We start from the raw sequence: 12,367 nt of genomic DNA on the forward strand, positions 1-12,367 counted from the left end.
GAGGAGGTTGATCGTCATGAGACCAAGGCTCGGCCGACGACGGGAGCACCCCCACGGTGAGACCCATAGCGACTGTATGTCATGCAACCGACAGAGGGCTTCGCATCAGAACGTGAGTTCGGCAACCTCAGTTGGCCTGCGAGCTGAAAGCGATAACACGTGATGACCAAGTCGTTCGATCTTGTTGATCGACCATGGATACCAGTAGTAGCGGGCGGCGAGCCTGGACTGGTTGGGCTCCGGGAGTTGTTCGTGCGGGCGGCGGAGTTCGATGATGTGGTTCTGCCGGTGCCGCCGGCGGCGTCGGGGTTGTGGCGGATCTTGTATGCGATTACTGCCCGGGTGACTGGGCTGGATGCTGTGGGCGGGGCACGGTGGCGGCAGCGTCAGGAGCAGGTGCTGGATCGTGGGGCGTTCGTCGCGTCTGATGTGGACGCTTATTTCGCCAGGTGCCGGGGGCGGTTCGACTTGTTTGATCCTGTCCGTCCGTGGATGCAGGATCCTCGGTTGGCGGGGGAGTGTCCCAAGTCGTCGGGGGTGAACAAGCTGGTGTTCGACCGGCCGGCCGGTAACACGCAGGTGTGGTTCGGTCATCACACGGATGCTGGTGCGGTGGCTGTGGCGGCTGGTGAAGCGGCCTGGTACCTGATTGCGCAGTTGTATTACGGGGCGTCGGGTCGGTGTATCAGCCGTGAGGTGGGCGGGCAGAAGTTCGCCAACAGCAATGCCGGCCCGTTGCGGGGTGCCATGTCGTACCACCCGCTGGGGGAGAACCTGTTCGAGTCGCTGGTCGTGGGCGTTCCGCCGCGGATGTCGGGGCAGGACGAGGGACCTGATCTGTGTCCCTGGGAGCGGGATGAGCTGCCGGATCCGCTGGGTGTGCCGTGGTCGGCGTCGTGGCCGTGTGGTGCTTTGACCGGCCGGTCCCGGCATGCGGTGTTGCTGGTTCCCGACGCGACGGGTGAGGCCGTGACCGACGCCTACGTCACGTGGGCGTGGCGGCTTCCCAGCCCGGAGCAGGTCGACCCGTACGTGGTGCGCCGGCAGAACAAGGAGGGCGGCTGGTACCAGCTTCCGGCCGACGGTTCCCGCGCGCTGTGGCGCGACGTCGACGCCCTGTTGGGCGGTAACACGGAGGTCACGACCCACCGTCCGGACATCATGATCGCTGCGGTCGACCTTGAGTTGGGGGGTCGGGTGCGGGCGTACGGGTTCGACCAGGACAGGCAGGCCAAGGACCGGCAGTGGTTCACCGCGGTGACCCCACCGGTGCTGGGCTGGCTGCGGGAACGCGATCCGGTGACGGCGGACGGGGTGGCCCTGCTGACCCGGTCGGCCGAGAAGACCGGTCGGCGGATGGGTACGGCGTTGCGGCAGGCGTGGCGGGACGTGGCCAACGTCAAGGACCGGGACGGTCCGTGGGCGCGGGTGGGTGAGGCGTACTACTGGGCGCGGGCGGAGGCGGTGTTCTGGGAGTGCGTCCGTGAGGGCCGGTTTACCGAGGGTGTCCGGGCCTTCGCTCGGCTCGGGCATGAGGCTATCGACTACGCCGCGGACGGGGAGGCCAGCCCGCCTCGGATGGTGCGGGCCGTGCAGACGGCGCACCGGTTGCTGTCCGCTCCCACCCTGGCGAAGAAAGGATCTACCCCGTGACGTCTGCGGACATCGCCCAGAGACATTCCGACTGGTTCGTCGGGCGGGTCGCCGAGCAGTGTCGGCGTGATCGCGGCCGGCGGGCGGCTCTGCGTCGCGGCCTGCGGCGTTCTCCTGAGCAGGCGCACACGATGCATGCCGTCGTGGCGCCACTGATCCCGGCAGAGGTGTCCAGGGATCGCGAGTACGCCTACTACGCCGTGGCGGCGATGATCGCGGCGGCGACCCGTGACCGGCCCGAGACTGACACGAGCGACGAGGCGCCTGAGGAAGCGGCGGTTGAGCAAGCGGCCGGGCCGGGCGTCGACGGTGAGGCGGCCAGCCGGCCCAACCTGGGGGCGTCGCTGGCTTGGGCGGTGTGCCGGCCGGGCAAGGGCCGCCGGGCGATGAACCGGGCCACCGCCGAGAAGCGGCTCCACCTGCTGGTCCGGCAGGGCTACCCGGGCGTGTACCAGCAGCTTGCCGGGGTCGTGCGGCATCTGGGCGCCGTCGAGGTTCCGGTGAGCTGGGGACAACTCCTCGACGATCTCTGCCAGTGGCGGTACCGCCGTGACCGGGTCGCCAAACAGTGGCTCCAGTCGTACTACCGCATCCTGCACGACGCCGACCGCCGTGCCGAGAAGCACCACCAGAACCTGGAGGAATCCGCATGACCGCCCGTTACGTCGAGATCCACCTGCTGCAGACGATCCCGTACGCCAACCTCAACCGCGACGACCTGGGCTCACCCAAGTCGGTACGTTTCGGTTACGCCGACCGTACCCGGGTGTCCAGCCAGTGCTGGAAACGCGCCGTACGGCAGGAGGTCGAAACCTCTACCGGCGACACGGCCAAGCGCACCCGACGGCTTCCCCAGGCCATCCAGGGCCGCCTGACCTACCGGGGATGGGAACCCGAGCTGGCGACCTACGCGGCGGCGCAGGTCATGGCCACCCTCGCCACGATCGCGGTCAAAGCCGACGGTTTCAAGGTCGACAAGGCAACCGGCGAGGCGCAGGTGCTGTTCTACCTTCCCGAGCGGGCCTTCGACGAGTTGGCCGACCTCTGCGTGCAGCAGCGTGAACGGCTCGTCGGTCTGCAGTCGGGGACCGTCAAGCTGAAGAAGGGCGAGGCGCCGCTGCCGGCCGACGGCGTACGCGAGGTGATGGGGCGACGCAACGACGTGATCAACCTGTTCGGGCGGATGCTGGCCGAGTTGCCCGGCACCAACGTCGACGGCGCGGTCCAGGTCGCCCACGCCTTCACCACCCACGCCACCGACCCGCAGGTCGACTTCTTCACCGCCGTCGACGACCTCAAGGCCGACGCCGACCAGACCGGCAGCGGACACATGAACAGCGCCGAGTTCAGCACCGGTACGTTCTACCGGTACGCCAGCGTCAACCTCGACGACCTGAGCAACAACCTTGGCGACCCCGCCACCGCGGTCGAGCTCACCACCGCGTTCCTGTCGGCGTTCATCACCGCCATGCCGCAGGCCAAGAAGAACTCCACCGCACCCTTCACCGTCCCCGACCTGGCCTACGTCACGGTCCGCGCCGACCGGCCGGTCTCCCTGGCCAGCGCCTTCGAAACCCCGGTCCGCGCACCCTTGGACAGCGGCTACGCCGAACCCTCGCGGCAGCGGCTTGCCGACTACGCCGGCCGGATCCACCGGCTCATCGGCGACCGGGGACTCATCTTTCACGGGCATGCCACGATCGACGACAAGGGCCTGGAGCAACTTGGTGACGCGTGCCAGAGCTTCGACAGCCTGATCGCCGCAGCCGTCGACCACGTGAGGACGCGGTGACCGGTCTGTTGCTGCGGCTGGCCGGGCCGATGCAGTCCTGGGGGGACCACAGCACCTTCAGCGTCCGGGACACCGCCACGGTTCCGACCCGATCGGCGATGATCGGCCTTATCGCCGCGGCCCTGGGACGACGCCGCGGCGAGTCCCTCCACGACCTCGCCGCGATGGGCTTGACGGTCCGCGTCGACCGGCCCGGCACGCTCATGTCCGACTTCCACACCGTCGGAGGTGGCCTCCCCGCCGACCGGACCGTGCCGACCGCCGAGGGCAAACGACGCCCATCCGGCGCCGCGACGATCGTCTCGCGCCGGTTCTACCTGGCGGACGCGGTGTTCACCGTGGCCATCACCGGACCCGACGACCTCATCGAACGAGCACACGAGGCACTGACGACACCCGTCTGGGCCCCCTACCTCGGACGCCGATCCTGCCCCGTCGAGCACCCCTTCGTGCTGACCGGTCCGACCAACGACGCGGTCGATCACCTGGACCATCTCCCGCTGCACCGGCGTCGCCCCGCCGGCGACCACGCCACAGTCACGGTCGACTTCGTGACCGAGGCACCCGGCGAGGACGGTGCCGCACAGCGGATGACCCTCAACGACGTACCCGTGGACCTGCACCCGAACCGGCGGCGCTACCTCACCCGCCAGATCCACGTCACCACCCGCACCCTGCCGGCCGACCTGTGCGCCGGCACCGGAATCCCCTACCTGGACGCCCTCGACAAGTACCTGCAAGGAGCCGGAACGTGACCGCCTGGCTGACCCGGATCGCACCCGACCTCCGACACCCCGCGGCACGACACGACCTACGCGACATCACCGCCGTGCACCGCCGGGTGATGTCACTGCTCCCCGACGACCTGGGCGAACAACCACGCCACCAGGCAGGCGCGCTGTTCCGACTCGACCACACCACCACCGGCCCGGCACTGCTGATCCAAACCACCATGCCCCCCGACCCCAGCCGGCTACCCGACGGCTACGGCACCGTCCAGACCCGCGACATCACCCCCCTCCTCACCGCACTGACCAGCGGGATGACCGTGCACTACCGCATCGCCGCCAACGCCTCCAAACGCGCCTGGAAAGGCGACAACGCCGGCAAAGTCGTCGCACTCTCCGGCCCGCAGGCCGAACAATGGTGGCAACGCAAAGCCGAAGCCAGCGGCCTGCACCTCCACAACCTGCACGCCGAGCCACAACCCGCCGCAGTCGGACGGGCCACCCCCGTGCGCCACGCCATCACCCGCTTCGACGGCCAAGCGGTGATCACCGACCCGGACCAGGCACGCACCGCCATCCTCTCCGGGATCGGCCGCGGACGATCCTTCGGCTGCGGCCTACTCAGCCTCGCCCCCACCCGATGACCTCCACCGCGCGACGGCGACTCGCCGCCCCCACCCTGGCCATGCTCCCCCGCGTGGCGGACTCGCTCAGCTTCCTCTACGCCGACATCGTCCGCATCGTCCAAGACGACACCGGAGTCCTCGCCCACGTCGACACCCCCAAAGGCACCGAACGCGTCTACCTCCCCGCCGCCGCCATCAGCTGCCTCCTCCTCGGCCCCGGCACCTCCATCACCCACCGCGCCATGTCCACCCTCGCCCGACACGGCACCACCATCGTCTGCGTCGGCTCCGGCGCCGTACGCTGCTACGCCGGCATCACCCCCACCTCCCTCACCACCACCTGGCTGGAAAAACAGGTCCGCTGCTGGGCCGACGACGACAAACGCCTCCAAGTCGCCACCCACATGTACGAACGCCGCTTCGGAGAACCCGTCCCCGACGGCACCACCCTCGCGCAACTCCGCGGCATGGAAGGCCAGCGGATGAAAACCCTCTACCGACTCCTCGCGCAGAAATACCGAACCGGCAAATTCCGCCGCAACTACGACCCCGACGCCTGGGACACCCAAGACCCCGTCAACCTGGCACTATCATCAGCCAGCGCCTGCCTCTACGGAGTGGTCCACGCCGTGATCCTGGCCCTCGGCTGCTCACCAGCGCTCGGCTTCGTCCACACCGGCACCCAACACGCCTTCGTCTACGACGTCGCCGACCTCTACAAAGCGAAAGTCACCGCGCCACTCGCCTTCTCCATGAGCACCTCCGCACAACCCGAACGCGACGTCCGACGCAAACTCCGCGAAGAGTTCCGCCTACTGAAACTCATGCCCACCATCGTCACCGACATCCAACACCTACTCGACCCCGACAGCGCACCCCGGCAACGCCAACCCGCAGCCGAGATCACCTCCCTCTGGGACCCCGACACCGGCACCATGCCCTCCGGCGTCAACTACAGCTCAGACACCTGGGACTGAACCATGGCCTCAATGGTCGTCCTCACCACCACCGCCGTACCCGACCACCTACGAGGCGCACTCAGCCGCTGGATGATCGAAGTCACCCCCGGCACGTTCGTCGGCACCCTCTCAGCCAAAGTCCGCGACGAACTCTGGAACGCCGCAAGCGCCGTCGTCGGCGACGGCGCCGCCGTCCTCATCCACCCCGACAACACCGAACAAGGCTTCACCCTGCGCACCGCAGGACAACGCCGACGACGACCCATCGACTTCGACGGCCTCACCCTCGTAGCCATGAGCCCCCTCGAACCCCAACAGCCCGACACCACAACCCCCGACAGAATCTGGCCAGAAGGCTGGTAAAACCGCAGGTCGCGAAGCGTCCTCCCCACGCACGTGGGGGTGTTCCGCCGACGCCCTGGGTGGCCACGGTGCCGAGGGTGTCCTCCCCACGCACGTGGGGGTGTTCCGGTGTACCGCAACGTCAAGACCAGTGATCTCCGGTCCTCCCCACGCACGTGGGGGTGTTCCGGCGGCGGCCCGTCTCCGAGATCGCATCGCGGAGCCCTCCCCACGCACGTGGGGGTGTTCCGATGACCCCGGCGCTGCGGCAGACCCTGAAGGCGTCCTCCCCACGCACGTGGGGGTGTTCCGCTCACCGGGTCCGGGTCCGGGTTCTGGGAGGCCGGTGAGTCCTCCCCACGCACGTGGGAGTGTTCGTGCCCCCCGGTGTCCTGCGACCGATCCGGCGGATCACCCCCGCGTGGGTGGGGAGAACATCAACCGGCCACTTTGTGGGCCCGGCATCGACGGGCCGATGAGCTACATCCAGGTTGTCGCGTCGTTGGCGATTTTCGGAAGCATAGCAGCGGCCTCGGCGGGCGGGTTGTCGACTCCGCGTTCGCGTAGGGCCTCCATGAGGGCGTGGAAGGTGACGCGTGGTGCGGGGGCGACTCCGTCGATTGTTGCTGCTTTGAGATGACCGAGGTAGTCGTGAGGTGCGGGAATGTTGCTCTCGTGAAGAGCGTCCAGTGCGGCAACGACGACCTGCTGGTATCGCTGCGTGCGTTGCCCGTCCGGGCAGTCCTGAAGGGCGCCTTGTAGTGCGTATTTGGTGACGAGGATTAGGTTTTCCCCGGATACCTGGATGGCCGCCAGTACCACGGAACGCCACACGTGGATACGCTGAGTGTTGAGGCGTTTCCACCACTGGCTGCGGCTGATGTTGAGCAGCCCCGCGCCGCGCCACGCCCCGTCAGGTTCCAGCAGCGCTAGGTCGTGAGCGTCTAACGGAAGATCGACAACGTTTTCGGCCCCGAGTTGACGGATCATCTGGATCGCCTGGTCCGTCGATATTCCAGCTGCGGTTATCAGGTCGGTGGTGCCGAAGGTGGGAACGCTTTGGGCGCGCGCGGTTTGGCGCAGGGCGACGTCGTCGGCGTACAGGGCGATACCGAGCTGATGGGCGAGGTCGACGGAATCAAGGGCTGGCCCGCGGCTGGGTTCGACGTCATGGAGCGTCAGGCGGGTAGTGATCTGTTCAAGATCCACGGCGTAGGCGCGCAGGGTCGCTCGGCGGTCATCGGGGATCGCTTCGCGGCGTAGTTGTCCGTTGTGGATTCCGAAGGTGAGGTCGGTGGCGGTGGTGGCCCAGACGCTGTCGCGGGTGCGGATGGCATCGTCGGCGGCGCTGCCCGGCGTGTGCAGCCGTGCGAAGCGAGTCCTCAACAGCTCGCCTTCGCGTCCGAGGACTTGCTGCACGTACAACGCCGACTGGTCTATCACGATCTCGCCCTTCGTCAGGGCTTCACGGGCCGCTGCTACACCGGCAGCGACGATGGCCGGTTCGGGGTCGGTGGCGACTGTCATGCCGGCGGTGCGCAACAGCAGCATCTTGCCGTACGGGTTACGCGCCAGCGACGCCAAAGTGGCGAGGGGTTCATGGCCCTGCTGGACCTGGCGGCGGAGGACTTCTAGCCGCTCGTAGCCGATCTGTCCGAGTCGCTCGGCCACGACATTCTCTGCGACCACCTCGGGATCCGCGCCGGCATGCACGGTTGCGGACACGTTTTCGATGCGCTGTTGCAAGGGCTGCGGCCACTCGGGGGCGCCCTCTCGGCGGCGGCGGCCCTGCTCGCGCAGCAGCAGTGCGGTGAGGCCCTCGGCTAGAGCCGGTACGTCGAGGAACCGCTCGGCGAGATCTGTTGCAGTGTTGGCCTCTTGGTCGGTGAGGTCGACGCCAAGGTGCAATTGCGCCCAGAGCCGCGCCTGTTGCTCGGTGGCTGGACCCGGGCAGTATTGGGTGAGCGCGGCTCGCGCGGCCGGAACGTCGCGCGTGGTCTGCAGTGCCTGAACCAGGCTCCAGGCGAGGTAGTCGTCGTGGCGTTCCTGCAGTCCAGCTCGGCATACGCGAATCACCCGGTCCCAGCTGCGGCACTCGCGGAGATGGTGGACAAGGCGGCGACGGAGCCGGGCACGGGCCTCGCCTGAAAGTCGGGGGTCGGCAAGAAGGTCGGTAACCAGGGATGGTGTGCCGTCATCGGCCGTGTCCCACGCGGCCTCGGGCAGGACCTCGACGAGGGCGATGTCCTGCCAGCGGTCGTACTGCTGTCGCCACTCCTGCGCGGCTACGGTCCCGCCTTGATGCGACTGGAGCAGCATGACCAGCCGAACCGCGGCGGCAACGCGGTCCTGCGCCATGGCCCGCACAACTGGCAACGCCCGGGCAAGGTCTCCTGTCGCGGCAAGGGCCACGGCTTCGTTCAGGTGGTACGTCCACTCAGGGGTTATCGAGCGGGCACGGAGGTCGTCGGCCTCCGCGATTGGCCAGACGCCAAGGTCAGCCAGGCGCATCACACACGAGGCGCGACTTCGGTCGTTATCGGCGGCACGTAGCGCATTCGTCCATGCCTGCCGCCTCTGCGCTAGATCGCCACCCTGGACCTCGAGGCTCTGCGCATCCAGCTGCGCCAAATACGGGTCACCCTGCAGGGTCTGCCGAAACACCGCCAGCGCATCCGCCTTACCGGATATCAGAGCAGCTGTTGCGCCACGGCGTGCGACTTCGGGCGCTACAGCCTCGCGGTCGGATGCAGCTCCCCCCGCAGTGGGCGGTAGAGCCAGCTCAACCACCATGGCGACATCGCCATCCAGAAGCTCCAGGTCGAGGAGTTCCCCGAGCGCGCTCTCGCTCGGGCCAGCCCATCGGCGGAACTGATCCAACGCCATCCGGGCGTGCTGGCGTGCCTCCCTGCTGTCGGGACCACCGAAGCCCGAGTGCTCCTGAATACGGCGTCGCAGCATCTCCGCCAGCCGCAGCCGCATTGCTGGATCACACCCGTCGGGTCTGTCAACGGCGCGTCGAACGAAGTCGACGGCGCCGTCGACGTCACCGGCGCGAAGCCGCTGTTCCGCCAGCGCGTTCAGCACGGTGGGCTCGGCATCGATCTCGGCCTCTGACGCCTCGAGAAGCGATGGGGGAAGCTCGACCTGCTGCGCCTCGTCAGCGGGAATGGTGAGAGCGGCTAGGCCAACGTCGGCGAGCAGGATGGCTCCATCCGCCTTTGCCTCTTCCAACCACACCCGCGCCTCATCCCGCCGCCCGGCACTGATCAACGCAAGCCCTCCGAGCGCGCGCCGTCGGGGCGCCTGGGGGCCACCAGCGCTCACCGCCATGCCGAACGCCTCGACGGCGACGTCGTGCTCGCCGTGCGCGTTGGCGTACGCGGCGGTCGCCGCCCACAACTCGGCACTCACCTTGCTACCGACCAGCCAACTCGGTGTCGCCGCCAGCACCTGCCGAGCAGTGAAGCGCGGCTGCGCGCGTCCCTCCGCCAGAACCTGCGCGAGCCGGGCGGCCCCCGTCCGATCGTCGGCCTCCACCGCCTGCAACACCCGCGCCGTCGACCAAGGCAACACCTGCAGCGACTGGTCGTACACGGCTAGCGCCGCTGGCCCCAACCTGCGGGCGACGTCCTCGAGCACCGGCTTCGCAGTAACGTCCAGCACGTTGGCCGCCGGCACGATGATGTTGAACCCTTTACCGGACCCGTCACGGGTGACTCTCGCGGTGGAGTGGTCAACGACCTGCCAGTACAGCTTCTCGGTTGCAGGATCGTGTAGGACCACGATGACGGGCAGGCTGTGACCGAGCCAGTAGTTGTAGTGCTTGAGGTTGCTCTCGTTGAACGTCCACCCGCCCGGCGCCTTCTTGGAGAACCATGACGGACCGCTCTTGATTTGGGCACCGATGAGCTTGCCGGTCACATGGTCGTCGTCGGACACGACTTCCAGGTGCCCATCGATACCGTAATCCGCGATCGACTGCTCCCGAAAAATCCACCTTAAGCGTTTTGTGACCATAACATCGACCTCAAGCACGCCCTCACGCTCAACTTGGTGAGTGTCAGCGCGGGTCGGCAACTCGGTCGGCTCGACGGTCATAGAGGAATTCTCGTGCCACGACCCGCTGTCGCGCGGACACGTGATGCGCGTGTCGCGGATCGGGCACCGCCGATCGGCTCGCTGATCCGTAGATCATCACGCCGAGACAGAGCGGAGCGCTGGCCTCCCACGCGAACTTACGGTGATCCTGCCCTCGTTCACCAGCGGATCGACGGTTCTTGCTGCAACGATGCAAGGCGTGGGAACTGTGAAGACCGAGACGCCCGCCATCTCGCCCCTCGCCGGCGAGCCGATCGAGCGTGCCGATGCCGAGCGGCTCGCGGGCGTGCTCAAGGCGTTCGCCGACCCGGCCCGGCTGCGACTGCTCAGCCTGATCCAGTCGGCCCCGCAGGGAGAGGCGTCGGTCAGTGACCTCACCGCGCCCCTCGGACTCTCCCAGCCGACCGTCAGCCACCACCTGCGGATCCTCACCGAGGCCGGCCTGCTCGAGCGTGACAAGCGCGGCGTCTGGGCCTACTACCGCCTCGTGCCGTCCGCCATCGCCACGATCGCCGACCTGCTGACCCCGCCTCGCAAGCGAGCGATGAAGAAGATCCGCTGACCGACGCCACGGAAGACCGCCGCCAACGCCTCCTGACCCGGCGGTCGAGCCGCAGGCGCGAAGGTTCTAGCCTGCCGTCATGGGGGACGAGGAAGCGCAGCCGGAATTCAAGCAGTGGTACGACCGTGCGCTCGACGTCGGCCCGGCCGGAAATCAGGCATTCTTCGGTCGGGACGTGCTGGCTGGCCTGATACAGGGAATCCGCGACTTCCGAGAGCACCGGCAGCAGCGGTGGGACCAACACCATGGCCCTGGGGCGACGTTGCTCGGCTGCGCGATGTGGATGGACGATCCGGAACTCCTCGACGAACTCGCCACGCTGCAGGCTGCCTGCGTGGTGGTCAGCAAGCAGGACCGGGACAAGAAGGTGCAGCCGCCGGATCTGCCCCACAAGCTTCGCCGCCTGGCCGACCTCAACGCCCGTACGCCCGGTCTCCCTGTGTGCTATCTCCCCCCGCTGCAGCAACTGACCTCCCTGGTCGACGGTGAGCCTCCCGTGATCGGACCCGGGTGGTCGCTGCCGCCCGGCGACGAGATGATCCCGACCGTGCGGACGATCGGCTTCCGCAAGGGCGTGGGCGCCAACGGGCCCATGCCACCGATCCTGCACGCCAAGCTGGCGCTACTCGGCCGCCTGTGGGAACACGACGAGGACGACTTCGGACCGGCCGACGTCACCGCCTTCACCCCGAAGCGACTCTGGATCGGGTCAGCGAACTTCACGGCGTCGTCACGACGCAGCCTCGAGTTCGGCTTCTGGACGGAGGACCCCGTGCTCTTGCGCGGCGCCGAGGAATTCCTCCTGGACCTGATCGGCAGCTCAGAGGGCATCGACCCGGACGCCGACCTGCACATGCCGGAACGGGCGCTACCGGACTTCGACGACGCCGCCATGGCGGAGGCAGCGGCCGAGCAACGGTTCGCCGACCTTGAGGACGACTAACATCGCCGCACTCGGCCGCCCGCTCCCGCTGTCGTCGAAGCGCGGATCGCCGCGCCAAGGTCTGTGGGTGGCACCAGCGGTCCCGCCTCGGTCCGACATGGGGGAGCGTGCGTGCTACCTAACTATCGACATCGCCAGAACCCTCGGCGCTCGGATCCGAGGGATATCGCGGCCCGCATGGTGCTCCGATGGTGCTCGGATGTTCGGCACCGGTCGAGCACGGGCGGGTCGAAATCAGCACGGTGAGCCCAGCCGCGGCGAGCCCACCACCCTGCCCGTCGCCTGCAGCGCGCGGACCAGCCGAAACAAAAAGCCCTCCGTCTGGACGGGGGCTTGCAAAACAGCACGCGTTATGAGACTTTGTATCTGGCGCAGAAGGTCGACACCCCTTCCTCCTACGGATCAGAAGGTTAGGGGTTCGAGTCCCTTCGGGCGCACTTCACGATCAAGGCCGTGACCAGCGGAAACAGGGGTCACGGCCTTCTTCTTTCCCATTTTCGCGCCCACTTCTCCCGCCTGATGGGACCGTGGTGCTCCGTTGGTGCTCGTCTGTTTCGGCGGGGGTTGGTGTCGGCGCGTGTCGGAACTGTCGGTGGTGGCGTGGTGCGTGTTGTTGGGTCCAGGCGGGTTTGGGCGGGGCTGTTACTGGAAGCTGGCCTGG

The 12,367-nt window shown here is 67.8% G+C and carries 10 protein-coding genes and 1 CRISPR repeat array; of the genes, 9 read left to right on the forward strand and 1 reads right to left on the reverse strand.

Annotation, left to right across the window (positions count from 1 at the left end; genetic code table 11):
• The first annotated feature begins 162 nt into the window (after nt 1-162).
• Genes casA through cas2e form a run of 7 tightly spaced genes read left to right on the forward strand, consistent with a single transcriptional unit; the run spans nt 163 to nt 6,121 of the window.
• A complete protein-coding gene (gene casA / locus Q2K16_RS21945) occupies nt 163-1,653 on the forward strand; it encodes a type I-E CRISPR-associated protein Cse1/CasA (protein ID WP_302739782.1) in 1,491 nt (496 codons plus the stop codon).
• Nucleotides 1,650-2,306 carry a type I-E CRISPR-associated protein Cse2/CasB gene (gene casB, locus Q2K16_RS21950; RefSeq protein WP_302739784.1) on the forward strand — a complete coding sequence of 219 codons (657 nt, stop codon included), beginning with the start codon at nt 1,650-1,652 and terminating at the stop codon, nt 2,304-2,306. Before casA ends, casB begins: the two co-directional genes overlap by 4 nt.
• On the forward strand, nt 2,303-3,445 hold the full coding sequence (gene cas7e, locus Q2K16_RS21955; protein ID WP_302739786.1) for a type I-E CRISPR-associated protein Cas7/Cse4/CasC: 1,143 nt from the start codon (nt 2,303-2,305) through the stop codon (nt 3,443-3,445). Before casB ends, cas7e begins: the two co-directional genes overlap by 4 nt.
• Nucleotides 3,442-4,200, forward strand: coding sequence for a type I-E CRISPR-associated protein Cas5/CasD (cas5e, locus tag Q2K16_RS21960; protein WP_302739788.1), 759 nt, complete (start codon nt 3,442-3,444; stop codon nt 4,198-4,200). The genes cas7e and cas5e overlap by 4 nt, the downstream gene beginning before the upstream one ends.
• Nucleotides 4,197-4,817 (forward strand): type I-E CRISPR-associated protein Cas6/Cse3/CasE, encoded by a 621-nt coding sequence (gene cas6e / locus Q2K16_RS21965; protein ID WP_302739790.1) that lies wholly within the window; start codon nt 4,197-4,199, stop codon nt 4,815-4,817. The genes cas5e and cas6e overlap by 4 nt, the downstream gene beginning before the upstream one ends.
• Nucleotides 4,814-5,776 carry a type I-E CRISPR-associated endonuclease Cas1e gene (gene cas1e / locus Q2K16_RS21970; protein ID WP_302739791.1) on the forward strand — a complete coding sequence of 321 codons (963 nt, stop codon included), beginning with the start codon at nt 4,814-4,816 and terminating at the stop codon, nt 5,774-5,776. The genes cas6e and cas1e overlap by 4 nt, the downstream gene beginning before the upstream one ends.
• Before the next feature lie 12 nt (nt 5,777-5,788).
• The gene (gene cas2e, locus Q2K16_RS21975) at nt 5,789-6,121 is read left to right on the forward strand and encodes a type I-E CRISPR-associated endoribonuclease Cas2e (protein WP_302739793.1); all 333 of its coding nucleotides are present in this window, start codon (nt 5,789-5,791) and stop codon (nt 6,119-6,121) included.
• A gap of 18 nt (nt 6,122-6,139) precedes the next feature.
• Nucleotides 6,140-6,479: direct repeats of the CRISPR family, unit length 29 nt; unit sequence GTCCTCCCCACGCACGTGGGGGTGTTCCG.
• Between the two features lie 101 nt (nt 6,480-6,580).
• Here the strand turns inward: cas2e and Q2K16_RS21980 are convergent.
• The gene (locus Q2K16_RS21980) at nt 6,581-10,201 is read right to left on the reverse strand and encodes a DUF4365 domain-containing protein (protein WP_302739795.1); all 3,621 of its coding nucleotides are present in this window, start codon (nt 10,199-10,201) and stop codon (nt 6,581-6,583) included.
• Between the two features lie 190 nt (nt 10,202-10,391).
• Between Q2K16_RS21980 and Q2K16_RS21985 the strand changes: the two genes are divergently transcribed.
• A complete protein-coding gene (locus tag Q2K16_RS21985) occupies nt 10,392-10,763 on the forward strand; it encodes an ArsR/SmtB family transcription factor (protein ID WP_302746575.1) in 372 nt (123 codons plus the stop codon).
• 79 nt (nt 10,764-10,842) lie between these two features.
• Nucleotides 10,843-11,706, forward strand: a complete 864-nt coding sequence (locus tag Q2K16_RS21990) for a hypothetical protein (protein WP_302739796.1) — start codon at nt 10,843-10,845, stop codon at nt 11,704-11,706.
• The last annotated feature ends 661 nt before the right edge of the window (nt 11,707-12,367 follow it).

Origin of the sequence: Micromonospora cynarisoli (assembly GCF_030518815.1) — a bacterium.
Classification (GTDB): domain Bacteria; phylum Actinomycetota; class Actinomycetes; order Mycobacteriales; family Micromonosporaceae; genus Micromonospora; species Micromonospora wenchangensis.